The 25,461-nt window shown below is 71.3% G+C and carries 20 protein-coding genes; 12 read left to right on the top strand and 8 right to left on the bottom strand.

All coding sequences use genetic code 11. The features are described from left to right. Window positions 1-9: 9 nt before the first annotated feature. Complete coding sequence (locus ACSMXV_RS10610) at window positions 10-1,380, bottom strand: tetratricopeptide repeat protein (RefSeq protein WP_473177414.1); 1,371 nt, start codon at window positions 1,378-1,380, stop codon at window positions 10-12. A 113-nt stretch (window positions 1,381-1,493) separates the two neighbouring features. After that, a complete protein-coding gene (locus ACSMXV_RS10605; RefSeq protein WP_473177413.1) occupies window positions 1,494-3,026 on the bottom strand; it encodes a DUF4331 domain-containing protein in 1,533 nt (510 codons plus the stop codon). Between the two features lie 262 nt (window positions 3,027-3,288). Here ACSMXV_RS10605 and ACSMXV_RS10600 point away from each other — a divergent pair, with 262 nt between their 5' ends. The 4 genes from ACSMXV_RS10600 to ACSMXV_RS10585 all read left to right on the top strand — a co-directional run bounded on the left by ACSMXV_RS10600 (window position 3,289) and on the right by ACSMXV_RS10585 (window position 7,029). Next, window positions 3,289-3,831: a sigma-70 family RNA polymerase sigma factor gene (locus tag ACSMXV_RS10600; protein WP_181660926.1), complete on the top strand. Its 543-nt coding sequence runs from the start codon at window positions 3,289-3,291 to the stop codon at window positions 3,829-3,831. Next, a complete protein-coding gene (locus ACSMXV_RS10595; RefSeq protein WP_473177412.1) occupies window positions 3,828-4,574 on the top strand; it encodes an anti-sigma factor in 747 nt (248 codons plus the stop codon). The genes ACSMXV_RS10600 and ACSMXV_RS10595 overlap by 4 nt, the downstream gene beginning before the upstream one ends. A gap of 146 nt (window positions 4,575-4,720) precedes the next feature. Further along, window positions 4,721-4,990 carry a hypothetical protein gene (locus tag ACSMXV_RS10590; RefSeq protein WP_246460294.1) on the top strand — a complete coding sequence of 90 codons (270 nt, stop codon included), beginning with the start codon at window positions 4,721-4,723 and terminating at the stop codon, window positions 4,988-4,990. A gap of 308 nt (window positions 4,991-5,298) precedes the next feature. After that, window positions 5,299-7,029 carry an amidohydrolase gene (locus ACSMXV_RS10585; RefSeq protein WP_473177411.1) on the top strand — a complete coding sequence of 577 codons (1,731 nt, stop codon included), beginning with the start codon at window positions 5,299-5,301 and terminating at the stop codon, window positions 7,027-7,029. Window positions 7,030-7,180: 151 nt separating this feature from the next. Here ACSMXV_RS10585 and ACSMXV_RS10580 read toward each other — a convergent pair whose 3' ends face one another. From ACSMXV_RS10580 to hmgA, 3 genes are all read right to left on the bottom strand, one after another. Beyond that, complete coding sequence (locus ACSMXV_RS10580) at window positions 7,181-8,410, bottom strand: type ISP restriction/modification enzyme (RefSeq protein WP_473177410.1); 1,230 nt, start codon at window positions 8,408-8,410, stop codon at window positions 7,181-7,183. A 12-nt stretch (window positions 8,411-8,422) separates the two neighbouring features. Continuing rightward, window positions 8,423-9,172: a GntR family transcriptional regulator gene (locus ACSMXV_RS10575; protein ID WP_473177409.1), complete on the bottom strand. Its 750-nt coding sequence runs from the start codon at window positions 9,170-9,172 to the stop codon at window positions 8,423-8,425. A gap of 69 nt (window positions 9,173-9,241) precedes the next feature. Next, window positions 9,242-10,606, bottom strand: coding sequence for a homogentisate 1,2-dioxygenase (gene hmgA, locus ACSMXV_RS10570; RefSeq protein ID WP_473177408.1), 1,365 nt, complete (start codon window positions 10,604-10,606; stop codon window positions 9,242-9,244). 231 nt (window positions 10,607-10,837) lie between these two features. On the opposite strand from hmgA, the gene ACSMXV_RS10565 reads away from it, so the two are divergent. The 8 genes from ACSMXV_RS10565 (at window position 10,838) to ACSMXV_RS10530 (ending at window position 22,828) form a co-directional block, all read left to right on the top strand. Then, window positions 10,838-11,461, top strand: a complete 624-nt coding sequence (locus tag ACSMXV_RS10565; protein WP_473177407.1) for a TetR/AcrR family transcriptional regulator — start codon at window positions 10,838-10,840, stop codon at window positions 11,459-11,461. 121 nt (window positions 11,462-11,582) lie between these two features. Then, the gene (locus ACSMXV_RS10560; RefSeq protein WP_473177406.1) at window positions 11,583-14,009 is read left to right on the top strand and encodes a molybdopterin oxidoreductase family protein; all 2,427 of its coding nucleotides are present in this window, start codon (window positions 11,583-11,585) and stop codon (window positions 14,007-14,009) included. A gap of 124 nt (window positions 14,010-14,133) precedes the next feature. Next, window positions 14,134-15,561, top strand: coding sequence for a CitMHS family transporter (locus tag ACSMXV_RS10555; protein ID WP_473177405.1), 1,428 nt, complete (start codon window positions 14,134-14,136; stop codon window positions 15,559-15,561). A 3-nt stretch (window positions 15,562-15,564) separates the two neighbouring features. Continuing rightward, window positions 15,565-16,866, top strand: a complete 1,302-nt coding sequence (locus ACSMXV_RS10550) for an MFS transporter (protein WP_473177404.1) — start codon at window positions 15,565-15,567, stop codon at window positions 16,864-16,866. A gap of 167 nt (window positions 16,867-17,033) precedes the next feature. Next, window positions 17,034-18,407: an ABC transporter ATP-binding protein gene (locus ACSMXV_RS10545; protein ID WP_473177403.1), complete on the top strand. Its 1,374-nt coding sequence runs from the start codon at window positions 17,034-17,036 to the stop codon at window positions 18,405-18,407. 299 nt (window positions 18,408-18,706) lie between these two features. Next, window positions 18,707-20,095, top strand: coding sequence for an aldehyde dehydrogenase family protein (locus ACSMXV_RS10540; RefSeq protein ID WP_473177402.1), 1,389 nt, complete (start codon window positions 18,707-18,709; stop codon window positions 20,093-20,095). 32 nt (window positions 20,096-20,127) lie between these two features. Beyond that, window positions 20,128-21,210, top strand: coding sequence for a Zn-dependent alcohol dehydrogenase (locus ACSMXV_RS10535; protein ID WP_473177401.1), 1,083 nt, complete (start codon window positions 20,128-20,130; stop codon window positions 21,208-21,210). Between the two features lie 262 nt (window positions 21,211-21,472). Then, entirely contained in the window at window positions 21,473-22,828 is a 1,356-nt protein-coding gene (locus tag ACSMXV_RS10530; RefSeq protein WP_473177400.1) for an MFS transporter, read from the top strand. Window positions 22,829-22,835: 7 nt separating this feature from the next. Here the strand turns inward: ACSMXV_RS10530 and ACSMXV_RS10525 are convergent, their stop codons facing one another. From ACSMXV_RS10525 to ACSMXV_RS10515, 3 genes are all read right to left on the bottom strand, one after another. Then, on the bottom strand, window positions 22,836-23,801 hold the full coding sequence (locus tag ACSMXV_RS10525; RefSeq protein WP_473177399.1) for a DMT family transporter: 966 nt from the start codon (window positions 23,799-23,801) through the stop codon (window positions 22,836-22,838). A 213-nt stretch (window positions 23,802-24,014) separates the two neighbouring features. Beyond that, complete coding sequence (locus ACSMXV_RS10520) at window positions 24,015-24,734, bottom strand: ArsR/SmtB family transcription factor (protein ID WP_473177398.1); 720 nt, start codon at window positions 24,732-24,734, stop codon at window positions 24,015-24,017. Window positions 24,735-24,800: 66 nt separating this feature from the next. Beyond that, window positions 24,801-25,451: a TetR/AcrR family transcriptional regulator gene (locus tag ACSMXV_RS10515; RefSeq protein ID WP_181660941.1), complete on the bottom strand. Its 651-nt coding sequence runs from the start codon at window positions 25,449-25,451 to the stop codon at window positions 24,801-24,803. Between the last annotated feature and the right edge of the window lie 10 nt (window positions 25,452-25,461).

Genomic DNA, 25,461 nt, shown 5'->3' with positions numbered 1-25,461 from the left:
CCGGTGCGCTCACCGCGCACCCCCGAGCCCCGCCAGCGTCTCCCGCGCCACCCGGGAACCCATCGGCGAGAAGGCCGGGTTGAGGCGCAGGGCGGCCTCAAGTGAGCGGCGGGCCGCGGGCATGTCGCCCGTGGCGTGTTCGATCAGGCCGCGGTGGTACAGGAACGTCGCGTCGCGGAAGCCGGTGGTCGCCGCTCGGCGGGCGTACGGGAGGGCCTCCTCGTCGCGGCCGTTGACGTGCAGGGCCCAGGCGAGGGCGTCAGCCGTGTGGACCGTGTGGCGGCGCGACCACTCGGCGCGGGCCGCACGCAGCGCCGCCTTGCGGTCGCCGTGGTCGGCGGCCGCCAGCGCGGTGTCCAGGTCCGCGTTGACGCCGTTCGCGCGGGCGAGGCCGGTCCAGGCGTCGATCAGTGCGTACTGCTCACGGGCCTTGCCCTTCTCGCCCGCGGCCTCGTACAGCTCGCCCAGCTCCACGAGCGGGCCCGGCAGCGGATACCGGGCCACGACCTTCTCCAGGCCCCGGACCGCCTCCGCCGCCTCGCCGCGCGCCGCCTGCGCCCGCGCGCGGCCCTCCAGGGCCGGGACGTACGCCGGGTCGGCGCCCAGCGCCCGCGCGAAGTGCTTCAGCGCGGTCCCGTACTCGCCCTGCTGCCAGGCGAGCCGCCCCAGGGCCGTCGCCACGTACGCCACGTCACCGGGCGCGCTCGCCGAGGCGAGCGCCCGCTCCAACACGCGCCCCGCGGCCGGTACGTCGCCGCGCAGCTCCTGCACGTACGCGTACCGCGTGAAGACCGGGATGCCCGGCCGCCGCGCGTCCGCCTCCTCGGCCGCGCGCAGGGCCTGGTCGTACCGGCCGAGTTCGACGAGGGCGTCGATACGCGACGACAGCGCGCGCTCGTTGTAGGGGTTCTCGGCGAGCGCCCGCTCGGCGTGCCGCAGAGCGCCGCGGAAGTCGTGCCGGGCGGCGGCCAGCGCGGCGTGGCCCGCGAGCGCCGGGTCGTTACCGGGGCGCAGGGCCAGCGAGCGGTCCAGGGCCTGCTCCGCCTGCGGATAGCGGGACGGGTCGCCCTGGGTCCGCGCCTGCTCCACGTACGCGACGCCGAGCGTGGCCCAGGACGTGAAGTCCTTGTGCTGGGCGCGCAGATGAGACTGCAGGGCCGAGATCTGTGCCGTCAGGTCACCGCTCGCGAGCAACTGCGGTGCCGTCGCGGGCACGGAGGCCGTCGTCGCCGGATCGTCGGACCCGGTGCTCAGGACGACGGCGCCCGCGGTGAGCGCGACGGCCAGTGCGGCGGCACAGGCGGCCAGGCGTCCCGCTCGTCGCCGGGCCGCACCGCCTCCTTCGGTTTCCCCTTCGTGGGGCGTACTGCGCGGGGGCATGCCCCCTCCTTCGTCCGCATGCGGTCAGTCGGTCGTCAGTCGGTGGTTGGAGTGGCGCGGCCCGCGGGGCGTGGGGACGGAAGCGCGGGCCGCGCCGGCACATGGGGGGTGCGTCAGTAGCCGCGGCTCCGCTGCCGCCTGCGCCACCACAGCAGACCCGTACCGATCAGCAGGAAGCCCGCCCCGGCCGAGGCCGCCGAGGCCACGAGCAGCGTGTCGTCGGACAGGCCGGACGTGCCCGCGGGGCCGACGCCGAGCTGGGTCCGCACATCGCCGTTCTCGCCGCCGGCCGGCTTGGCCGTCTTGCCCCGCGAGCCCGCTGTCGGGTTGGCGACATACGGGAAGGACGAGCCGAACTTCTTGTCGTTCGCGTCGACCGCGTCGCCCAGGTCGTTCTTCTGCCCGACGAGCTCACCCTCGACGACCTGCAACGAGATGTCGATGACGTCGTCGGAGAGCCGGCGGCCGTTGGGGAAGCCCGCGTTGTCGCCGTCGAGCACCCCCAGCCGCTTGGGCTCGGCGGTGGGCTGGATCGAGGTGTTGAGCCGCAGGGCCTCCGCCGGGCGGACGTTCGGGGGCTGGTTGAGGCCCTGCACGCCCTTCAGGAAGACGTCGACCAGGTCGTTCCTCGGCTCCGCCGGAGCCTTGATCTTGTAGATGGCCTCGATGAGCTTCGGCAGCTCGGGCTTGGTCACGAAGGGCAGGAACTGCCCGTCGTTCCACGGCGATGACGCGTTGAACCGGTCCTTGGCCTTCTGCGGAACGACGACCTCGTTGACCAGCGGCATCCCGAGCCGCGACACCTGCGTCCAGTGCCCCTGGGCGTTCTTGCGCTGCGTCGTGGACCAGATGCCGACGACGGGCTGCTCGTCCGACTGCCGGATCCACTTGCTCGGCAGCTGCAGGGCCACGGTGTTGACGTTGAAGCCCTTCAGCGTGTCCCGGCCGACCTCCGACAGATCACCGCCGTACAGCAGGTCGAAGACCCGCAGATCCAGGAAGAAGGGGTCGTCGGCCTGGCCCGCGAACGCCTTGGCGCCGCCGGTGAGTTCCCGTACGGCCTGGTCGCGCAGGGTCTGGTAGTCGGGCATCGACGCCTTGCCCACGTTGGACGGCGCGACCGGCACGTCGTCGGCGAGCTTCGTCTTCGATACGAGCTTCTGGTGGCGCAGCTGCAGCACATCGATGTCGTACGTCTGCGTGACGTTGAGATCCGGGTCGTCCAGGCTCTCGACGGGCCCGGTGTTGTACAGGAAGGTGTTGCCGTTCTTCACATGGGTCCTGAAGGTCCACCGGTACAGCAGATCGCCCTGCGCGTCCCCGTCGCTGTCGATGTGGATGTCGTACTGGGCGTCCTCCGCGAACTGGTAGAAGTTCGGCCCGCCCGCCGGCTCCTCGAAGGGGATCCAGTTGGCCACGATCGTCGTCGTGTCGGGGTGGTCGGGGCTCACGAACGCGTACAGGTCCGTGTTGTCGTACTGCGGCTGCCCCGAGATCAGCGGGGCCTCCCGGTGGCTGGAGGCGCGGGCCGCCTCCGGTTCGAGCGCGGTCACGCCGGCGGCTGCGAGCCCCCCGGCGGCCAGCGCACCGCAGACGAGGGCCGCGAGACTCCTGCGCCCCGCGCCGCTCCTGGTGATAGCTGTCATGCCGTCCGTCCTGACGTCCCGGGCGGTGTCCCCGGTGGGGCCTCCTGGCGAGGGCCCCGCCGGCACGCGCCGCGTCCGTTGCCTGATGCACGCCATTCGGAGCGGTCGGCAGGGCGGATTGGTCGAACTTTCGCCCGCGTTTTCGGGCCGCCCGTCCGTACTCCCATCCGGATGCCGTCGCGCTCCGAATGACAGGCGGGACTTTCGGACGTACCGCCTGGGGTCCGGGCAGGCCGTGGTGGGCGGCCGGAGAGGGGGATGAGTGGAGCCGGAGGAGTTGCTGGTGCTGGTGGCCCATGGCGACCAACAGGCCTTCGAGGAGCTGTACGGCGTGGTGTCGGGACCGGTCTACGGGCTCGTACGGCGGGTGGTGCGCGATCCCGCCCAGTCCGAGGAGGTCGCCCAGGAGGTGCTGCTCGAACTCTGGCGGTCCGCAGCGCGGTTCGACCCCGAGCGCGGCAGCGCCCTCGCCTGGGTCCTCACTCTCGCCCACCGCAAGGCCGTCGACCGGGTGCGCAGCGCCCGCGCCGCCAGCGAGCGGGACCAGCGCATCGGCCGACGCGCCGACGGCCCCGCCTTCGACCAGGTCGCGGAGGCGGTGGAGGCCGGTCTCGAACGCGACTGGGTACGCCGCTGCCTCGACGGACTCACCCAGCTGCAGCGCCAGTCCGTCACCCTGGCCTACTACGAGGGCTACACCTACCGTGAGGTGGCCCAGCGGCTCTCCGTACCGCTCGGCACTGTCAAGACGCGGATGCGGGACGGACTGACGCGGCTGCGCGAATGCCTGGGAGGCGCGGTATGAGGCGCGACCTCCACTCGCTCGCGGCCCCCTACGCACTCAACGCGCTGGACGCCCGGGAACGGCGCCGCTTCGAGCGGCATCTCCGGCGCTGCGAGCGCTGCGCCGGAGAGGTGCGCGCCCTGGCCGAGGACGCGGTCCGCCTCGCGTGGTCGGCAGCGGCCCCGGCACCGCCCGCCCTCCGGGAGAGAGTGCTGACCGCCGTACGCACGACACCACAGGAGACGCCGCGGCAGGAGGCGGCATGGCAGCGGACACGCGCGCGTGGACCTGAGCGCACGCCACGCGCGCGTGCGCTGTTCGTCCCCTTCGCGACCGCCACCGCCGCCGCGGCCCTCGTCGTGGCCGCCCTGTTCGGCGTCCAGCTCGACCGCACACAGGACCGCCTCGACCGGGAGCGGGCCGCCGCGAGTGAGATCGCCCACGTCCTGGCGGCGCCCGACGCGCGGTCCACCGGGCAGCAGGACGCCCGGGGCCGCGGCATCAACGTGGTCGCCTCCGCGTCCCAGGACCGCGCGGTGGTGACCGTCACGGGCCTCGGCACTCCGCCGGACGACCGGGTCCACCAGCTGTGGGCCATGGACACGACCGGTTCGCCCCGCTCCCTGGGCCTCCTCGACGGCGACACGCCGAAGGTCGTCGGGGGCTTGAACACATCGGCCACTTCACTTGCCGTCACAACGGAACCTGCGGGCGGATCACATCAGCCCACCAGCGCCCCTCTTGTCCAACTCGCCCTGAAATAAGTTGGATTCGGAGAGTGACTCCCAACCCCCTTACGGGGGAAGTGAATCCAATGACCGGGATACACGGGTGTCCTGACGGGGCGATAGGGTTAACCTGCCCGGGCCGGGTGCCCGCCGTATGGGTGGGTTGACGCGTGGGGAGTGTCATGGAACAGATAACAGTGCGCAGCAGGGCGCGTGTCCCTGCGATCACGTGCGGGAGCAGCGCCACCAGTGCGCGCCTCGACCGACATCTCTCGGTCTTGGGCGGTCCCGCCGTCCCGCAGCGCGAGGCGGCTGAGGCGACGTCGCTGATGCGCGAGATAACCACACGGGATGTCGCGCACGACCGCAGCAGCAGGGGGGCACGCGTCAGGCGCCTCTCCCTCTTCGCGCCGCTGCGACGCCTGCGTCGTTCACTGTTCGGCAGCCACTGACAGAACACCGTCAGCGGCTTCCAGCGGCAGATACGTTCCGCGCGCAGGCGGACACACCGCTCCGGCGCCCCGCTGCGATCTCGCGTCCGTCATCCCCACGGCATGCGGCAGCGCCCTCGGTGTGTTCGCCCGCGCGGCCACGGCTTGCGCACGGCACCTCCCCAGTGCCGCGATCATCCGGAAGGTGTCCCCGACCTTTCCCGCGCGTAACACCTTTGTCATGCAGTGCTGTTGACGCAGCAATGTGGTGAGGCCAGTGTGGCTGATCGTTTGGCCATTACACATAACTTCACCCCGGAGGCGCCCGCGTGTGTGACCTGCACGATCACCATGAGCACGAGTCCCAGCCCGCCGACGGTCCCTCCCTGAGCCGGCGCCGCATCATGCAGATGCTCGGAGCGGCCGGAGTGACCACGGCCGTGATGGCCGCCGAGGCCGACCCGGCGATGGCCGCCGCGGCGGACGCCGGCAGCCCGGCCGAGTACCAGGCCCCGGAGGGCCTTGCCGAGGACAGCCCGGCCAAGTCCGAGGCGCTCGACTGGATCAAGTCCAACAGCGACCGCATCACCGGCCTGAACGCCGAGATCTGGGAGCACGCCGAGCTCAGCCTCCGCGAGTGGAAGTCCTCGATCGCCGAGGCCGAGTTCCTGCAGAAGGCCGGATTCGAGGTCGAGTTCGGAACGGCGGGCTTCCCGACCGCGTTCACCGCCACGTACGCGTACGGCAAGGACGGTCCGGTGCTGGGGTTCAGCGGCGAGTACGACGCGCTGCCCGGCCTCTCGCAGAACAAGGGCGTCGGACACCACGATCCGCGCGAGTACATCCACGACCCCTTCGCGCCGAGCTACGGGCCCGGACACGGCTGCGGCCACAGCGCGCTGGGCACGGCAGCGGCCGCCGCAGCGGCAGCGGTCGCGCAGGCGGCGGCGAAGCACAAGCTGCCGGTGACGGTGAAGTTCTTCGGCTCCACCGCCGAGGAGACCCTGATCGGCAAGACGTACGCGGTCAGCAAGGGCGTCTACGAGGGTCTCGACGCCTTCCTCGACTGGCACCCCTCGACGGCCAACGCGACCGGCTGGGGCACCAGTACCGCGATGACCGCCGTGACCTTCACCTTCCTCGGCGTGGCCGGCCACGGTGGCACCCCACTCGGCAACAAGAGCGCGCTGGACGCGGCCGTGATGATGGCGACCCTGTCCGAGTTCCTCCGCGAGGAGAACCTCGCCCCCTCGGGCCGCCTCCACTGGGTGATCAACAACGGCGGAGACATACCGAACGTCACCCCCGAGATAGCCGAGATCTCGTACTACGTACGCGAAGGCAGCCCGGCCCGCGTCCAGGTGCTTCTCGACAAGGTGATCGCCGTCTCCGAGGCGGCCGCCAAGGCCAGCCAGACGAAGGTGCAGCACCGCATCACCTCCGCCTGCTGGAACCAGCTGCCGTCCAAGTCCTTCGCTGAACTGCTGCACGAGAACATGCGGCAGATCGGACCGCCCGAGTTCAGCGACGAGGCACAGCGGCTGGCCAAGGAGCTGCAGGAGTCGCTCGGTCTGCCGACGAAGGGCATGCACGACACCGTCGCCGATCTGACCGCGCCCAACCCGGTCTTCATGGGCGGTGGTTCGACCGACGTCGCCGACATCAGCTGGAACGTGCCCACCGTGTCGATGGGCGCAGCCCTCGCCCCGATCGGCACCAAGATGCACACGTGGTCCACCGCCGCGTGCGCGGCTGCCGCCCCAGGCCAGGCCGCCGTGATCGCCGCCGCCCAGTATCTGACCGCGACCGCCGTCGATCTCATCACCCAGCCGGAGCGGCTGAAGGCGATCAAGGACGAGTTCGCGGAGCGCACGAAGGGCGTCGAGTGGAAGACAGCCCTGCCCGACGGCTATGAGCCGCCCATGTACGAGCCGCCGGCGTGGTTCCTGCGCAAGACCGGCCAGTCGTGGCCCCCGGAGAACATCACCTGGCCGCCCAAGCGGGTCGTGTCCCAGGAGAAGTTCGCCTCGCTCGGCCCGGAGCTCGCGGCTCAGAAGTAGCCGTACGCACGTCGCTCGCCGTCCGCCGTCCGCCGTTCGCGTAGCGGCGGACGGCGAGCGGCGCGAACACCGCGATCGGCATTCGATCCGCGGCCTGACGTATCCGGGTGCGCGGTGTGGCCGACAAGGTGCCCGGTGCCGGCTGCTGAGATCAGAGCAGCGCGAACTGCCCCTCCGGGCCCTCCTCGAGATGGTCCAGTACGGATGCGGGTTGCCGGGCCGTGGCGGGCACGGGAAGGACCCCCGATCGGTGCAGTTCGGTCGCCGTGATCGGTGATGCCAGAGCCTCCGACAACTCGGCCTGCTGCGGCTTGAGTTCGGCGAGGAGCGCGAGGACGGTGATGAGTTCGAGGAGCTCCGACGTCCAGGCCTGGGGCCACGCGCCGGGCCGGATCGCCTCCAGCGTGCCCGGCTCCGGCTGTCCGCTTCTCCGGCTGAACCAGAGTTCCAGTACGCGGGCGCCGCTGACGTGGAAGTCCCAGGCCTCGGCCGGTACGGGTGCGATGCGGCCATCGCCGACGAGCAGGGTCTCCTCGTCGCGGTCGTAGAGGAGCTCGGCGGGCCGGGCGGGGAGAGGGGCGCGGACGTAGGGGCGGCGGCCGCCGGGGAGTTTGGGCCGTTCGCCGGTGCCGTGCGTGACGCGGCCGTCCTTGATGTCGCCGTGGAGCATCAGCCACAGCATGCGGTGCCCGAGCCTGGTCCCGTGCGCCCAGACGTCGGCGTCGGCGGTCAGCGGGACCCGGCACCCCGAGGCGTCGGGTTGCGCGACGGCGAGTGTCCAGGCCAGGACGTCGGCCGGTTCCGCACGTGCACCGAGGCGGTGGGCGAGATGGTCGAGCAGGCCCGGTGCGAGGTTCGGTTCGAGGCCACCGGGGCGGCGGTACAGCGGGCGGATGCGGCCGGGGCGGCCGGCGGGGGAGCGGCCGTCGGGCAGCAGGGCCGTGGCCAGCAGGGCGGGACCGGACGCGTCCGGGACATAGCCCTGTTCGACGGCGAAGAGCTGGTGCTCGTCGGCGACCCGCCACAGCTCGGGGCGGGCCGTGTCGATCAGCCGGTGGTCCGGTATGAGCCACTGCTCGTCGAACGGCCCGTGCAGGACGCGTACCGGCTCGGGGCAGGGACCCGACTCGCGGGCCAGCCGCCCGGTGCCGCCCGGGTGTCCGGGGAGCTGCGCCACGGCGGTGCCCAGGGTGCGGGACCGTGTCGGCTGCAGCAGCGCCTCGCGCGCGGGCTCTTCGGCGCGTATGAAGGCGTCCCAACGGGCCTTCAGGGAAGGGGCGTCCGGCGCCATCGGCCAGGCGCGGCCCGGCCGCAGGGGTGCGACGGACCACGGCATGAGGTCCGCGAGCAGCGGAGCGTCGTCGTGCGTCACGCTCGGCATCGTACGTCGTGGTCAGTCGGCGTCGAGGGTGACCGTGAAGGAGAAGCGGTCGCCCCGGTAGTGGATGCGGGCCACGTCCAGGGTGCGGCCGTCCTGGTCGTAGCTGATGCCCGTGTAGTGCAGGATCGGGCTGAGCAGCGGCACCTGGAGCAGGCGGGCGGTCTCCGGGTCCGCGAGCCGCGCCTCGACGGTGTCGGTGATCCGGCTGATCCGGGCGCCCACCATGTCGCGCAGGACCCTCGTCATGGGCCAGCGCTCCAGATCGGCGGGGTCGATGCGTTCGGCGATGTCGGGCCGTACGTAGTTGCGCGCGTGGTTGGTGGGCTCGCCGGTCCCTTCGTCGCTGCGCAGCCGGTGGTACGTCATCACGTCCGTACCGTTCGGGAAGTGTTCGGCGAGGTCCGGTGGCACCGGTGACGTGCCGTGGTCGAGGAGACGGGTGCTCATGCCAGACTGCTGGGCGACGATCGCGTCGACGGAGCCCATCAGCCGTACGGGAGCGGCGCGCTGGGCGGCCGGCTCGATGAAGGTGCCGCGCCGCCGGTGCCGGCTGATCAGGCCCTCGTCCTCGAGTTCCTTGAGCGCCTGGCGCATGGTCAGCACGCTCACCCCGTAGTGACCGGCGAGCTGCTCCTCGGTGGGAAGCCGTAGCGGGGCGTCCTCGGGCCGGCCCAGTATCGATGCCCGTAGCGACTGCGACACCTGGTACCACAACGGCAGTTTGCGGTTCAGGACGATCGAGTCCGGGGCAAAAGCGGTCACGACATCTCCGGCATCGGTTACTGAGGGGCTCGGCAAGGGTTCTATCCAGCTCTACCCTCCGCCGGCGAGTCAAAGGGTCCGCGGGCCGCCCTCCGTGAAATGGCGCTCCAGACCCTGCCACACGTCGTCGTAACGGCTCTGCAGGTGCTCCGCCTCCGCCGCCTGCGCGGTGAGCGTCACCGGCCAGCGAGTCTCGAACATGAACGCAAGACCGTCGTCGAGCTTCTGCGGCTTCAGTTCGGCCGCGCTCGCCCGGTCGAAGGTCTCACGGTCCGGACCGTGCGCCGACATCATGTTGTGCAGCGAGCCGCCGCCCGGCACGAAGCCGCCCGGGCCGGAGGTCTTGGCGTCGTACGCGCCCTCGATCAGGCCCATGTACTCGCTCATCACGTTGCGGTGGAAGTACGGCGGCCGGAAGGTGTCCTCGCCCACCAGCCAGCGCGGCGCGAAGACCACGAAGTCGACGCTCGCGAGGCCCGGCGTGTCCGACGGCGACGTGAGCACCGTGAAGATCGACGGGTCCGGGTGGTCGTAGCTGACGGTGCCGAGGACATTGAAGGAGCGCAGGTCGTAGACGTACGGCACATGGTTGCCGTGCCAGGCGACGACATCCAGCGGCGAGTGGTCGTACGTCGCCTCCCAGAGGTTCCCGCAGAACTTGTTCACCACCTCCACCGGCCCCTCGACGTCCTCGTACGCGGCGACCGGCGCCCTGAAGTCACGCGGGTTCGCGAGGCCGTTGGCGCCGATCGGGCCCAGGTCGGGGAGTCGGAAGGGGGCTCCGTAGTTCTCGCAGACGTAGCCGCGGGCGGGCGGGGTCTGTCCGTCCGCCGCTTCGGTGTCGAGCAGCTCCACCCGGAAGCGCACCCCGCGCGGGATCAGCGCTACCTCGCCCGGCTCGGCGTGCAGCAGGCCGAACTCGGTGTGCAGCAGCAGCCCGCCGCGCTCCGGGACGATGAGCAGCTCGCCGTCGGCGTCGCTGAACACCCGGCGCATGGAGGAGTCGGCGTGGTACAGATGCACGGCCATGCCCGTGCGCTGGGTCGCGTCGCCGTTGCCGCCGAGCGTCCACAGGCCCGCGAGGAAGTCCGTCCCGGCGGGGGGCTCCGGCAGCGGGTCCCAGCGCAGCCGGTTGGGGTCGGGCACCGTCTCCGTGAACGGTGCCGTGCGGATCGTGCCGTTGCCGATGCGGACGAAGGCGGGGTGCGCGGCCGACGGGCGGATCCGGTACAGCCATGAGCGGCGGTTGTGGGCGCGCGGTTCGGTGAACGCGCTGCCGCTCAGCTGCTCCGCGTACAGCCCGAGCGGTGCGCGCTGGGGTGTGTTGCGGCCGAGCGGCAGGGCGCCCGGCACGGCCTCCGAGCTGTGCTCGTTGCCGAAGCCCGAGAGATAGGTCAGGCCCTCGGCTGTCTTCCTGGCGTCGTCCCGGCTCATCTTGGCTCCCTCGGCTCCTCGCCGGCGCGGTCGGTGCTCGGTGAATCGGTGCTGGGCTCGGTGCTGTCCGTGTATGCAGTCAGGATCCCTTGATTTCTATGCTTGACCATAGGAATAGGGGGGCATCTGCGCAAGAGCCGTCGGTGTGGCGCGGGAAGGTGTCGTCGCGCGGATCGTCAAGGGGGCGTGCTTCGTCGTAGGGGGCGCGAAAACCAGTACGGGAAAGGCATCATGAAGCCCGTGCCTCTTCCCACCTCGTTGCGCCGTGCACCCGTTCAGCGGCGCAGTGCCGAGCGGCTGACCCGCATCCTCGACGCCTGCGCCGAGCTCCTGGACGAGGTCGGCTACGACGACCTGAGCACGCGCGCGGTGGCGGACCGCGCGGGCGTGCCCATCGGCTCCGTCTACCGCTTCTTCTCCAACAAGCGCGCCATGGCCGACGCGCTGGCCCAGCGCAATCTGGAGAACTACGCGGAGCGGATCACCGAGCGGCTGACCGCGACCCCCGCCGGCGACTGGCGCCCGGTCATGGACGCCGTGCTCGACGAGTACCTCGCCATGAAGCGGACCGCCCCGGGCTTCTCGCTCGTCGACTTCGGCAATCAGATCCCGGTCGGCACGCGGGGCGCCGAACCCAACCACCGTGTCGCCGACCGCCTCACCGACCTGCTCGCGGCCCACCTTGGCCGCGATCCCGACGAGGCCCTGCGCCGCACCTTCCTGGTGGCCGTCGAGTCGGCCGACGCCCTGGTCCAGCTCGCCTTCCGGCTGGGGCCGCCGGGCCACGGGGACGAGCGGATCATCGAGGAGACGCGGGAGCTGCTGAGGGCCTATCTGGCGCGGACTCTCGACTGAGGGATCGCTTCCGTGCATACCGGTCGGTATGCTCGCCGGTACCCGCGGCGCCTGCTCCGCAAGCCGCCGCTCGTGTGCCATCGTTCCCGCGCGTCACCGTCGCCGCCCCGGGGGAGGACTCATGTCCCGTACCGCCCTGCGTATCTGCCCGCTCTGCGAAGCCACCTGCGGTCTCGTCCTCACCATTGAGGAGACGCCCGACGGCGAGCGGGTGACCGGCGCCCGTGGTGACCGGAACGACGTCTTCAGCCGGGGGTTCATCTGCCCCAAGGGCGCCTCCTTCGGGGCGGTGGACAGCGACCCGGACCGGCTGCGGACGCCGCTCGTACGCAAGGACGGCAGGCTTCAGGAGGCGAGCTGGGACGAGGCGTTCGACGCCGTCGCCGCCGGGCTGCGGCCGCTCATCGAGACCTACGGGCCGAACAGCGTGGGCGTCGTCCTCGGCAACCCCAATGTGCACACCATGGCCGGGGCCCTCTACCCGCCGGTGCTGATCGGCGCGATCAGGACCCGCAACATCTTCACGGCCAGCACCGTCGACCAGATGCCCAAGCACGTCTCCAGCGGACTGCTGTACGGCGACGCGCTCGCGATACCCGTGCCCGATCTGGACCGCACCGATCATCTGCTGCTCATCGGCGCCAACCCGCTCGAGTCCAACGGCAGTCTGTGCACCGCACCCGACTTCCCGGGCAAGCTCAAGGCGCTGCGTGCGCGGGGCGGCACGCTCACGGTGATCGACCCGCGGCGTACGCGCACGGCGAAGCTCGCGGACCGGCATATCGCCATCCGGCCCGGCACGGACGCCCTGCTGCTGGCGGCCATGGTGCACGTCCTCTTCGAGGAGGGGCTGACCGATCTCGGCGCGCTGACGGACCATGTGGAAGGGGTCGAGGAGGTCGCCGAGGCGGTACGGGAGTTCACCCCCGAAGCGGTCGCGGACGCATGCGACGTGCCGGCCGAGGCCATCCGCGCCATGGCACGCGAGCTGGCCTCCGCCCCGACCGCCGCCGTCTACGGCCGCATCGGCAGCTGCACCGTCCCCTTCGGAACCCTCGGCAGCTGGCTGGTCGACGTCCTGAACATCCTCACCGGGAACCTGGACCGGCCCGGCGGCGCGCTCTTCCCGCTTGCCGCCACCGACAAAGCTCCGCGCCCCGCCGGTCCCGGCAGGGGGTTCGCGCTCGGCCGCTGGCGCAGCCGGGTGAGCGGGCACCCCGAGGCCAAGGGGGAACTGCCCCTGGCGGCGCTCGCGGAGGAGATCGACACACCGGACGGCTCCGGCTCCGGCGCCGCGGAAGCCGGCCCGATCCGCGCCGTCATCGCCATCGCCGCCAACCCCGTCCTCTCCGCGCCCGACGGCGACCGCCTCGACAAGGCCCTCGAGTCCCTCGACTTCATGGTCAGCGTCGACCCGTATCTGAACGAGACCTCCCGGCACGCGGACGTCGTACTGCCCCCGCCCCCGCCCGCGCAGAGCCCGCACCACGACTTCGCCTTCAACGCCTTCGCCGTGCACAACCAGGTCCGCTACACCCGGGCCGCCATACCCCTCGAAGCGGGGAGGATGGCCGAGACCGAGATCCATGCGCGGCTGGTGCTCGCGGCCTCCGGCATGCACGGCGCGGAACCGGACGCCGTCGACGCCATGGTCATCGACCGGACGCTCGGCAAGGCCGTCACCGAACCGCACTCGCCGGTGCACGGCCGCGATCCGAAGGAGCTCGCCGCACAGCTCACCGGCGAGAGCGGTCCCGAGCGGCGGCTGGACATGATGCTGCGCCTCGGCCCGTACGGCGACGGATTCGGCGCCGACCCCGACGGCCTCACCCTCGACCGGCTGCTAGTGCCCCAACAGGCAACGTTCGCCCCGTCGCGACGCCCGGCACGCACTCTCGCCGCACCGGCCGAAAGCCCGAGTACGTCCAGTACGAGGACTTCCGGCCGGCACGCCGAGAGCACGCACCGGACGCCGCTCCTTGACGGGCAAACGTTGCCTGCCGGGGCACTAGCCCACCCGCACGGCATCGATCTCGGCCCGCTCCAGCCGCGGATCCCCGGGCCCCTCAAGACCCGCAGCGGCCGTATCGAGCTGCTGCCCGCGCCGATCGCCGAGGACCTGCCGCGGCTGAAGAAGAGTCTCGCCGAGCGCCCCGCGGAACTGGTCCTCGTCGGCCGCCGCCATCTGCGCTCCAACAACAGCTGGATGCACAACATCCCGGCCCTCACGGGCGGCACCAATCGCTGCACGCTGCACGTCCACCCCGACGACGCGGCGCGGCTCGGCCTCACCGACGGTGCGTGCGCGCTCCTCAAGGGCGCCGGGGGAGAGGTGAGCGCTCCCGTGGAGATCACCGACACGGTACGTCCCGGAGTCGTCAGCCTCCCGCACGGCTGGGGCCACGACCGTCCCGGCACCCGGCTGCGGGCCGCCGCAACCGACCCCGGCGTCAACGTGAACCAGCTGCTGGACGGCACCCTCCTGGACCCGCTGTCCGGCAACTCTGTGCTCAACGGGATCCCTGTTGGCATAACACCAACGCCGTGACCTGGAGTTTTGCGCTTATTGCTCGCGTGTCAACATCTTGTTAAGCCCAACTTGGGCGACCTAACGTCGTGCCACCCCCGGCCCCCCGAGGGGTGTTCAAGGGCGAACGTTAGGTATCCCACTCATGCTGACCATCCTCGGCTTCGCCATGATCGCGACCTTCCTGGTCCTGATCATGATGAAGAAGATGTCGCCGATAGCGGCGCTGGTTCTGATCCCCGCACTGTTCTGTGTGTTCGTCGGAAAGGGAGCGAAGCTCGGCGACTACGTCATCGAAGGGGTGGGCAACCTCGCGCCCACCGCCGCGATGCTGATGTTCGCCATCGTCTACTTCGGCGTGATGATCGACGTCGGCCTGTTCGACCCGATCGTCCGGGGCATCCTCCGCTTCTGCAAGGCGGACCCCCTGCGCATCGTCGTCGGTACGGCCGTGCTCGCGGCGATCGTCTCGCTCGACGGTGACGGCTCGACCACCTTCATGATCACCGTCTCGGCCATGTACCCGCTGTACAAGCGCCTCAAGATGAGCCTGGTCGTGATGACCGGTGTCGCCGCCACCGCCAACGGCGTCATGAACACCCTGCCGTGGGGCGGCCCGACCGCCCGCGCCGCCACCGCCCTCAAGCTCGACGCGGGCGACATCTTCGTCCCGATGATCCCGGCGCTCGCGGTCGGCCTGCTCTTCGTGATCGTCCTCTCGTACTTCCTCGGTCTGCGTGAGCGCAAGCGCCTCGGCGTCCTCACGCTCGACGACGTGCTGGTCGAGGAGAAGGAGCAGGAGTCCGAGACGGTGCTCGTCGGTGCCGGCGTCGGAGGCTCGGGCGACGAGAAGGTGCGCACCACCAAGGGCACCGGCGGCTCCGGCTCGGGTACCGACGCGGACGCGGCCGAGGACGCCGACGACGACGGCTTCAAGGGTCTCGACCCGAACCGGCCCACGCTGCGCCCGAAGCTGTACTGGTTCAACGCCGCGCTGACCGTTGCGCTGCTCACCGCCATGATCATGGAGTGGCTGCCGATCCCGGTGCTGTTCATCCTCGGTGCCGCGCTCGCCCTCACGGTCAACTTCCCGCACATGAAGGACCAGAAGGCCCGGATCGCCGCCCACGCCGACAACGTCCTCAACGTCTCCGGCATGGTCTTCGCCGCCGCCGTCTTCACCGGCGTCCTGCAGGGCACCGGCATGGTCGACCACATGGCCAAGTGGCTCGTCGACGTCATCCCGGACGCCATGGGCCCGCACATGGGTCTTGTCACCGGCCTCCTCAGCCTGCCGCTCACCTACTTCATGTCCAACGACGGCTTCTACTTCGGCGTCCTGCCCGTCCTCGCCGAGGCCGGCGCCGCCCACGGCGTCAGCCCGCTGGAGATCGCCCGCGCCTCGCTCGTCGGCCAGCCGCTGCACATGTCGAGCCCGCTGGTGCCCGCCGTCTACGTCCTCGTCGGCATGGCCAAGGTCGAATTCGGCGACCACACCCGGTTCGTGGTGAAGTGGGCCGCGCTCACCTCCCTGGTGGTGCTCGGCGCCGGAATCCTGTTCGGCATCATCTGATCCATGACTGACACCGACATACCCGGGCCCGGTGGGAACCGCGGCTGGCTGCTCCGCCTCGTCATCGCCTTCGCCTTCGCGCAGGGGGCCGTGTCGATGGCACGGCCCGCCGTCTCCTACCGGGCCCTCGCTCTGGGCGCGGACGAACGGGCGATCGGTGTGATCGCCGGTGTGTACGCGCTCCTTCCGCTGTTCGCCGCCGTACCGCTCGGACGCAGGACCGACCACGGCCGCTGCGCGCCCCTCCTGTCCGTCGGTGTCGTCCTGATCTCCGGTGGATGCGCCCTCAGCGGTACGGCCGGCTCGCTGCTCGCCATGGCGGCATGGAGCGGGGTGATGGGTCTCGGCCATCTCTGCTTCGTCATCGGCGCCCAGTCGATCGTCGCGAGGCAGTCCGCGCCCGCCGAACAAGACCGCAATTTCGGCCACTTCACCATCGGCGCCTCGCTCGGCCAGCTCGTCGGGCCCATCGCCGCGGGGTACGTGGTGTCCGGCCAGGGTGGTGCGGCCTCGGGGCAGGGCGGCGCGGTCTCCGGGCCGGCGGGCGCGATGGCGCACACCAGCGCCCTCGCGCTGATCGTCGCGGCCGTGGTGGCCGCGGTGTCGTTCACCTCACTGTGGCGCATCGAGCGGGGTACGCCGCGGGGTTCACGTAAGGCGGAGGGCCCGCGCGTTCCCGTGCACCGCATCCTGCGAACCCGGGGTGTGCCCGCCGGCATCTTCATCAGCCTCGCCGTGCTGTCGGCGACGGACATCCTCACCGCGTATCTGCCCGTCGTCGGCGAACACCGGGGCATCGCGCCGTCCGTGGTCGGTCTGCTGCTCAGCCTGCGTGCCGCGGCGACGATCGCGTGCCGCCTGGTGCTGCCCCCGATGCTGCGGCTGCTCGGCCGGGCCATGCTGCTCACCGTGACGTGCCTGATCGGGGGCCTGGTGTGCGCGGGCATCGCGTTCCCCGTTCCGGTCTGGGCCCTCGCCGTGATGCTCGCCGTACTCGGGTTCTGCCTCGGCGTCGGGCAGCCCCTGTCCATGACGACGGTCGTCCAGGCCGCGCCCGAGGACGCCCGCTCCACCGCCCTCGCCCTGCGGCTCACCGGCAACCGGCTCGGCCAGGTCGCCGCACCTGCGGGCGCCGGAATGGTCGCCGGGGTCGCGGGGACGGCGGCACCGTTCGTGATGCTGGGTGTGCTGCTGGTGGTGGCCTCCGGGCTGGGGCTCCGGCGAGGGGCGCCGGTCGCCGCGGAGGACGCCCCGGCGGCGCGTCGGGACGAGCGGGCCAAGGGGGCGGCGAGCCGCACGAAGTAAGCGGGGCGTGGGTTCCGACCAGAACAGCCGTTGTCTATCGGCCTGTTCATGCCGGAGTCGTTCCCTCTCGGTGAGTAACCGGCTAACGTTCCGGCACCGCCTGTTCACTCAGGTGGTATCCCAGCACTTACGTCGCAGCCGCATCTCGAATACTGGGCGGGACCCCAATGACTCGCGCCATATCGCTTCGCAACGTCACAAAGACGTACGGCAGGAACGTACGGGCCGTCGACCGTTTCACGCTCGACATCGCACCGGGGGAGTTCGTGGTCCTCCTCGGACCCTCGGGCTGCGGAAAGTCGACCGTACTGCGCATGATCGCCGGACTCGAGGACATCACCGAGGGCGAACTGCTGCTGGACGGCGAGCGCGTGGACGGTGTAGCGCCCGGCGAACGTGACATGGCCATGGTCTTTCAGAACTTCGCCCTGTATCCGCGCATGACGAACCGCGACAACATCAGCTTCCCGCTGCGGATGGAGAAATCGAGTGAGGACCCCCGTCCGCGCGTCGAGGCGACCGCCCGCATGCTGGGCATCGAGGACATCCTCGACCGCTACCCGAGCCAGCTCTCCGGCGGCGAGCGGCAGCGGGTCGCGATGGGCCGGGCCGTCAGCCGGCGCCCCTCGTGCTTCCTGATGGACGAGCCGCTGTCCAACCTCGACGCCAAACTCCGCAACCACCTGCGGGCCGAAATCTCCCGGCTCACCCGCGAGTTGGGCGTCACCACGGTCTACGTGACGCACGACCAGGCCGAAGCCATGTCGCTCGGCGACCGCGTCGCGATCATGCGCGGCGGTGTGCTGCAGCAGGTGAGCACGCCGCGCGACGTCTACGCCGTCCCGGCGAACATCTTCGTGGCGACGTTCATCGGCACCCCGCGCATCAATCTGCTGGAGGCCACGGTCCACGCCCCGCTCGACGGCCGTATGTCGATCGACCTGCGCCGGCAGCGGCTGCCCCTGCCCGAACCGCTCAGCCCCGACCACCAGTTGCTGCGCATCCAGCAGGGGCGGCGGATCGTGGTCGGCCTCCGCTCCGAGGCGGTCCGCATAGCGACCCCGGCCGAGGCGCGCCCCGGTGAGGTGCCGATCAGCGGGCTCGTCGAGCATATGGAGTACCAGGGCCATGAGGCGCTGGTCCACTTCAACACCGGCTCCCGGCCCGCCGTGGTGGCCGACCTGGAGTCGCCCCGGCCGGCGCCCGCCCCGCGTCGGCGGCGCAGGGCGCCCGGGGCCGGGGTGCTGAGCCGGTGGATGGAGTCGGCGGGCGCCAGGGCCGGCTCGGATCCGGCCCCTGCGATGGGACCGGTGGTCGCCGTGGACGACCCGGACCCCTTCGCCCGGGAGACACCTGCACCGGGGGCAGGTCGCCCCGCCACCGACACGAGCGACCTGGTCGTGCGCACCAGCCCCGACGTGCAGCTGCGCCCCGGAGCGCAGGTACCGCTCCTGGTCGATCTGGCCCACCTGTACGTCTTCGACGTGGAGGGCCGCCGGATCTGTCCGGCGCCTTCGGTGTTGCCGGGGCTGGATGTCTGACGGGGTGCGTGCGCGGCTGACCGGTGGGTCGAGGTGCCCAGGCGGCTTCCTGTAGGTGGCCGGTTCGCCACCTGCCGGTGGGCGGGGCGGGGCCGCGCCGGGATGTACTCCCCCAGTGCCTTAAGGGCCTGGGAGTTACCCCCAGGTCTGGCGCCGCACCGTAGTCGTCGAGGGAGCCCTGATGGGTGGGCACAACCCACGACGTACAGTGCGTCGCGTACGGCCTGTGCCCCTGGCGTCCAAAAACTAACGGCGCTAGTTTGGGCGCCGGACGACGGACGCCGGCACGGAGGTACGCGATGAAGGCCCACGACGGAATGTACATCGACGGATCGTGGCGGCCGGCCGCAGGCCGCGACACGATCGCGGTCGTGAACCCCGCCGACGAGCAGGCCATCGCCCACGTCCCGGCCGGCACGGCCGAGGACGTCGACGCCGCTGTGCGCGCCGCCCGCGCCGCGCTCCCCGCCTGGGCCGCGACCGTGCCCGCCGAGCGAGCCGCCCGTATCGCCGCCCTGCGCGACGTCCTGGCCGCCCGCAAGGACGAGATCGCCGAGACCGTCACCGCCGAGCTCGGCTCGCCCCTGCCGTTCTCGCAGAAGGTGCACACGGCCCTGCCGATCGCCGTCGCGGGCTCGTATGCCGAGCTGGCGGCGACGTACCCCTTCGAGGAGAAGACCGGCAACTCCACCGTGTTCCTCGAACCGGTGGGGGTCGTCGGGGCGATCACGCCCTGGAACTACCCGCTGCACCAGATCGTCGCCAAGGTGGCACCCGCCCTCGCGGCGGGTTGCACCGTCGTCCTCAAGCCCGCCGAGGACACCCCGCTCACCGCACAGCTCTTCGCCGAGGCGGTGCATGAAGCGGGTGTGCCCGCAGGGGTGTTCAACCTGGTCACCGGCCTGGGCCAGGTCGCCGGCCAGGCGCTCGCCGAGCACGAGGGCGTCGACCTGGTGTCCTTCACCGGCTCCACGGCCGTCGGCAAGCAGATCGGTGCGGTTGCCGGCGCGGCCGTCAAGCGGGTCGCGCTGGAGCTCGGCGGCAAGTCGGCCAACGTCATCCTGCCCAGCGCCGACCTCGCCAAGGCGGTCAGCGTCGGCGTCGCCAACGTCATGTCCAACTCCGGGCAGACCTGCAGCGCCTGGACCCGCATGCTCGTCCACCGCGACCAGTACGACGAGGCGGTGCAGCTCGCCGCGGAAGCCGTCGGCAAGTACGGCGACCGCATCGGCCCCCTCGTCAACGCCAAGCAGCACGATCGCGTGCGCGGATACATCGAGAAGGGCGTCGCGGAGGGCGCGCGGCTCGTCGCGGGCGGCCCCGAAGTGCCCCGCGAGCAGGGCTACTTCGTCAGCCCCACCGTCTTCGCCGATGTCACCCCGGACATGACCATCGCGAAGGAGGAGATCTTCGGCCCCGTCCTGTCGATCCTGAAGTACGAGGACGAGGACGACGCGCTGCGTATCGCCAACGGCACCGTGTACGGACTCGCGGGCGCCGTCTGGGCGGGCGACGACGAGGAGGCGGTCGCCTTCGCGCGGCGTATGGACACCGGCCAGGTCGACATCAACGGCGGCCGCTTCAACCCGCTTGCCCCCTTCGGCGGATACAAGCAGTCGGGCGTCGGGCGGGAGCTCGGTACGCACGGGCTGGCCGAGTACCTCCAGACCAAGTCCCTCCAGTTCTGATTCCCGCTGATCCGAGGAGCCTGAAGCCCACCATGGTCCGCGCCGCCGTCCTGCCCGCCATCGGCTCTCCTCTGGAGATCACCGAGATCGAGCTGCCTGAGCCCGGGCCCGGCCAGGTGCGGGTACGCCTCGCCGCCGCCGGTGTCTGCCACTCCGACCTGTCCCTGTCCAACGGCCGCCTGCGGGTGCCCGTGCCCGCCGTGCTCGGCCATGAGGGCGCCGGCACGGTCGTCGCCGTCGGCGAGGGCGTCACGCACGTCGCACCCGGCGACGGCGTCGTCCTCAACTGGGCGCCTTCGTGCGGTGGTTGCCATGCCTGCTCGCTCGGCGAGGTGTGGCTGTGCGCCAACGCGCTGACGGGCGCGGGCGATGTGTACGCGAAGAGGGCCCACGACGGTGCCGACCTCCACCCCGGCCTGAACGTCGCCGCGTTCGCCGAGGAGACCGTCGTCGCCGAGGGCTGTGTGCTGCCCGTTCCGGACGGCGTGCCGCTCACCGACGCGGCCCTGCTCGGCTGCGCCGTGCTCACCGGGTACGGCGCCGTCCACCACTCGGCGCGGGTCCGCGAGGGCGAGTCCGTCGCGGTCTTCGGCGTCGGCGGGGTGGGCCTGGCCACGCTTCAGGCCGCCCGGATCGCGGGCGCCTCGAAGATCGTGGCCGTCGACGTGTCCCCGGAGAAGGAGGAGCTGGCTCGTCGCGCGGGCGCCACCGACTATGTCGTCGCCTCCGAGAACACCGCCCGCGAGATCCGTGGACTCACCGGCAAGCAGGGCGTGGACGTCGCCGTGGAGTGCGTCGGGCGCGCCGTGACCATCCGCACCGCCTGGGAGTCCACCCGGCGCGGCGGCCGCACCACGGTCGTCGGCATCGGCGGCAAGGACCAGCAGGTCTCCTTCAACGCCCTGGAGATCTTCCACTGGGGCCGCACCCTCTCCGGCTGCGTCTACGGAAACTCCAACCCGGCCGAGGACCTCCCCGTTCTCGCAGGTCACATCCGCTCGGGCCGCCTCGACCTCGGCACCCTCGTGACCGAGCACATCGCTCTCGACGGCATCCCGGCGGCGTTCGACAACATGCTCGCGGGCAAGGGCGGCCGGGCGCTGGTCGTCTTCTAGCGGAGGGCCTCCCCGACTCGTCGTACACCCCGGCCGCGGTCGCGCGGCCGGGGCCCGCGTGCTGCCCGAGCCCGGATCGCGCCGGATCAACCCATGCATTGCACAGGCAAAACTGCTGCCGCACGACCCGTTGACGTACATACCGTCCGGTCAGTACGTTCCCGGAAATCGCGGCGCCGCCCCCTCTGTTCCGTCCCCCCACACCCCTGTTCCGTCCCCCCAACACCCCTGTTCCGTCCCCGCACCCACCGGAGTGTGCAGCATGGACACGGCACCCTCAGCAGCATCCGCTCACCCCCGGTCCGCCGCCCCGGCGGACGCCCGCAACCGCCGCAAGGTGGCGACCGCCGCCGCTCTCGCCTCGGCCGTCGAGTGGTATGACTACTTCGTCTTCGGTATCGCCGCCGCCCTCGTGCTCGGCGATCTGTACTTCCCCGCAGACAGCCCGTCCGCCGGGGTCCTGGCGTCCTTCGCGACCTTCGCCGTCGGCTTCCTGGCCCGTCCGCTCGGCGGTGTCATCGCAGGTCACCTCGGCGACCAGCGAGGCCGCAAGCCCATGCTGGTCCTCGCGCTCACCCTGATGGGCGTCGCCACCACGGGAATCGGCCTGCTCCCCACGTACCAGACCATCGGCATCGCCGCGCCCGTCCTGCTCGTCCTGCTGCGCGTCCTGCAGGGCATCGCCGTGGGTGCGCAGTGGGGCGGCGCGATGCTGCTCGCCACCGAGTACGCCCCGGAGGGCAAGCGCGGGATCTACGGCAGCTTCGTCCAACTCGGCGTCCCCATCGGAGTGGTGACCGCCAACTCCGTCTTCCTGGTGGCCGGCGCGGCCACCAGCGAGAGCGCCTTCGCCGCCTGGGGCTGGCGCGTGCCGTTCCTCATCGGCTTCTTCGTCCTGGGCCTCGCCTGGTACATCCACACCAGGGTCGAGGAGACCCCCGAGTTCCGCGCGGCCGAACGCGCCCTGGCGGAGAAGGAGAAGGGCGAGAAGAGTTCCCCGCTGCGGACGATCCTGCGCGGGCATCTCGGCACGGTGCTGCTGGCAGGCGGGTCGTTCGCCGTGAACACCGCCACCTTCTACATCCTCATCACCGGCATCCTGGACTACACGACCCGCGAACTCGGCATGGAGCGCAGCGCGGTCCTCACCGTCTCCCTCGGCGTGAGCCTCACCCAGCTCGTGCTGATCCCCGCGTCGGCCGCCCTCTCCGACCGGATCGGACGCATCAAGATCTACGCCTTCGGGGCAGTGGGCCTGGCAGTCTGGGCGGTGCCGCTCTTCCTGCTCGTCGACACCGCCTCGCTGCTGTGGCTGGCGGTCGCCTCGTTCGTGACCAGCTGCTTCCTGAGCATCATGTACGGGCCGCAGGCCGCGCTGTTCGCCGAGCTCTTCACTCCGGAGATGCGCTACACCGGTGCCTCGCTCGGCTATCAGATCGCGGCGATCCTCGGCGGCGGGCTCGCGCCCTTCATCATGGTGCTGCTTCTGGAGGCGACGGGCACGTCCATGGCCGTCTCGGCTTACATCGTCGGCCTGGCGCTGATCGCTCTGTTCTCGATCAAGGTCCTTGCGACCCGGGCGAGTTCGGGTTCGGAATCCGGGCCCGAATCGCGCTGACGCGGGATCACCTGCTCTCCGGTTCCGGTTCGGGCGCGGCTGTCGCCGTGGTCGGAACCGGAGCCGGAGCCGTCGTCCTCCGTCCGCGTGGGCGGGAACGCGACACCGCGACCCCGGCGAGGCACAGCACTCCGCCGCCCAGCGTCAGCAGACCCGGCACCTCGTCGAGAGCGATCCAGGACATCAGGACGACCAGCGCGGGCACGGCGTACGTGGTCGCGCCCATCCGGCTCGCGGTCGTACGGGCGAGGGCGTACGCCCAGGTCGTAAAGGCCAGGGCGGTCGGGAACACGCCCAGATAGAGCATGTTGAGCGTCGCCGAGGCGGGCGCCCGGGCAGCGTCATGGACCAGCTGCCCTGCGAACGGCAGACACGCGACGGCTCCGACGAGACACCCGAACGTCGTGACCTGCAGTGCGGTGGCGTGCCCCAGAGCGGGCTTCTGCCCCACGACTCCGCTCGCGTATCCGATCGCCGCGAGCACGCACAGTGCGACCCCGAGGACGGACGCGCTCCCGTCGCCCGACATGGAGAACCCGACAGCGATGGCACCCGCGAACGACACCGCCATCCCCGCGAGCAGGCGCGGCGGCATGGGATCTCCCAGCAGCCGCCACCCGAGCACGGCGACGAGGATCGGGCCGATGTTCACCAGCAGGGCCGCCGTGCCGGCGTCGACCAACTGCTCGCCCCAGTTGAGCACCACCATGTACAGCCCGAACCACAGCAGGCCGGACACGGCGATCCCCGGCCAGGCCGCCCGTGGCGGCCACCCCTCTCTCCGTATGAGACAGATGACGCCGAGCGTGAGCGCCCCGGCCAGCAGCCGCCCGAGAGCGAGCGCCCCCGGTGAGTACGCGGCCCCGGCGCTGCGGATCGACACGAAGGCTGAGGCCCACAGAACGACGGTCACCGTCGCCGCGCCGGCGGCGAGCAGTTCGGGGCGCCGGGCGGGCAGGGGGAAGGTCATCATGCTCCTGAGGCTAGGGAGGGCGGGGTGGGGTGGCTCGCGGTTTTCGGACGCCGTTCTGATAGCGGCTCCGCTACCTGGGTGCGAGGCCGTCGCCGCGTCATGGCGGGCGCTCCCGACCGGTCGGAGTTCGTCATTCCTCGAGGTTAGGGGGCGCACAGTTCGGCGGTCACCGCAATATCCCGGGCGCCGCCTTCGCCGTTGGAGGTGCTCCTGTCACCGCAGCGCCGTCGCCTCGATGCCCAGCAGTTCGGAGAGTGCGCGCGTGCCGACGTCCGTGACCTTGACCGCGCGCTCCGAGCCGATCCGTACGCACCAGCCTGCGTCCAGCGCGTGGTGGCACAGGGCAGCCCCCGCGACACCCGCGAGGTGCGGTCTGCGCTCCGTCCAGTCGAGGCAGCCGCGGGCGAGCGGACGTCGGCCGGTGCGTTCGAGTGGGATCGCCAGGCCGTCGAACCAGCTCAGCCCCGCGCTGGTCAGGGCGAACCCGGTGTCCTGACGCAGCAGACCACGCCTGGTCAGCGCATCCGTGATCTCGATGCCGAGCCGTCCCGCAAGGTGGTCGTAGCAGGTGCGCCCGCGCGCCATCGCGGACCCGGCGCTCGAGGCCCGCAGCGTCCGCGGCCACCGCACGCGCGGCGCGGCATGCGCGGCAAGATCTTCCACGAGCTGCGCCACCCGGTCGTCGGCCAGGCGCACATAGCGGTGCCGGCCCTGCCGCTCCTCGGCCAGAAGCCCGCCGGCGACCAGCTTTCCGAGGTGCTCGCTCGCGGTCGATGCCGCCACGCCCGCGTACCGCGCCAGTTCACCCGCGGTCCATGCCCGCCCGTCGAGCAGCGCGAGCAGACAGGCGGCGCGCGTCTCGTCGGCGAACAACCCGGCGAGGGCGGCGAGCTGCGGGGCGGCGGAGTCCCTGGACAGCTTCGTGGGTCTCATGGGTTCAGCATGCGGCAGGGAACGTTCGGCGAGTGCCGAAGGGTCGTGTGCCGTGCCGCTGCCGGTCTAGCCCTGGTGCGTCGCCGACGCCAGCTGTTCGAACTGCATGGCCAACCCGTCGAGCAGTGCCTGCAGTCCCGTCTCGAAGGCGCGCCCGTCGATCTGCTGCCTGCGCTCGGCGAGCAGATGCGCCTTGCCGAGGTGTGGATAGTCGGACGGGTCGTACGCCGTCTCGTCGTCGACGAAGCCCCCGGCGAAGGACCCCAGTGCGGAACCCATGACGAAGTACCGCATCAGGGCGCCGATCGACGTCGCCTGGGCCGGTGGCCACCCCGCCGCGACCATCGCGCCGAACACCGCGTCCGCGACGCGCAGCCCCGCCGGCCGTCGGCCGGGCCCCTGGGCGAGGACCGGCACGATGTTCGGGTGCTCGGAGAGGGCCGCGCGATAGGACACGGCCCAGTCGTGCAGCGCCGTCCGCCAGTCCCTGCCGTCCTCGAACATCGACAGATCGACCTGTGCGCTGATCGAGTCGGCGACCGCCTCGAGGATCTCGTCCTTCGTACGGAAGTGGTTGTAGAGCGATGGCCCGCTCACCCCGAGCTCGGCGGCGAGGCGCCGAGTCGACACGGCCGCGAGGCCCTCGGCGTCGACCAGCGCACGCGCCGTCTCGACGATGCGGTCGGTGCTCAGCAGGGGCTTGCGCGGTCGGGCCATGCGGCACATA

Source organism: Streptomyces sp. DSM 42067 (assembly GCF_055792885.1).
Note: the sequence above shows the minus strand (reverse complement) of the source record. Positions and strands in the feature narration are given on the sequence as shown.

Coding starts and splice junctions, on each gene's coding strand:
- ACSMXV_RS10610 (WP_473177414.1), bottom strand. CDS start 1,380: ATGCCCCCGCGCAGTACGCCCCACGAAGGGGAAACCGAAGGAGGCGGT.
- ACSMXV_RS10605 (WP_473177413.1), bottom strand. CDS start 3,026: ATGACAGCTATCACCAGGAGCGGCGCGGGGCGCAGGAGTCTCGCGGCC.
- ACSMXV_RS10595 (WP_473177412.1), top strand. CDS start 3,828: ATGAGGCGCGACCTCCACTCGCTCGCGGCCCCCTACGCACTCAACGCG.
- ACSMXV_RS10590 (WP_246460294.1), top strand. CDS start 4,721: ATGGAACAGATAACAGTGCGCAGCAGGGCGCGTGTCCCTGCGATCACG.
- ACSMXV_RS10580 (WP_473177410.1), bottom strand. CDS start 8,410: ATGCCGAGCGTGACGCACGACGACGCTCCGCTGCTCGCGGACCTCATG.
- hmgA (WP_473177408.1), bottom strand. CDS start 10,606: ATGAGCCGGGACGACGCCAGGAAGACAGCCGAGGGCCTGACCTATCTC.
- ACSMXV_RS10565 (WP_473177407.1), top strand. CDS start 10,838: ATGAAGCCCGTGCCTCTTCCCACCTCGTTGCGCCGTGCACCCGTTCAG.
- ACSMXV_RS10560 (WP_473177406.1), top strand. CDS start 11,583: ATGTCCCGTACCGCCCTGCGTATCTGCCCGCTCTGCGAAGCCACCTGC.
- ACSMXV_RS10555 (WP_473177405.1), top strand. CDS start 14,134: ATGCTGACCATCCTCGGCTTCGCCATGATCGCGACCTTCCTGGTCCTG.
- ACSMXV_RS10550 (WP_473177404.1), top strand. CDS start 15,565: ATGACTGACACCGACATACCCGGGCCCGGTGGGAACCGCGGCTGGCTG.
- ACSMXV_RS10545 (WP_473177403.1), top strand. CDS start 17,034: ATGACTCGCGCCATATCGCTTCGCAACGTCACAAAGACGTACGGCAGG.
- ACSMXV_RS10540 (WP_473177402.1), top strand. CDS start 18,707: ATGAAGGCCCACGACGGAATGTACATCGACGGATCGTGGCGGCCGGCC.
- ACSMXV_RS10535 (WP_473177401.1), top strand. CDS start 20,128: ATGGTCCGCGCCGCCGTCCTGCCCGCCATCGGCTCTCCTCTGGAGATC.
- ACSMXV_RS10530 (WP_473177400.1), top strand. CDS start 21,473: ATGGACACGGCACCCTCAGCAGCATCCGCTCACCCCCGGTCCGCCGCC.
- ACSMXV_RS10525 (WP_473177399.1), bottom strand. CDS start 23,801: ATGATGACCTTCCCCCTGCCCGCCCGGCGCCCCGAACTGCTCGCCGCC.
- ACSMXV_RS10520 (WP_473177398.1), bottom strand. CDS start 24,734: ATGAGACCCACGAAGCTGTCCAGGGACTCCGCCGCCCCGCAGCTCGCC.
- ACSMXV_RS10515 (WP_181660941.1), bottom strand. CDS start 25,451: ATGGCCCGACCGCGCAAGCCCCTGCTGAGCACCGACCGCATCGTCGAG.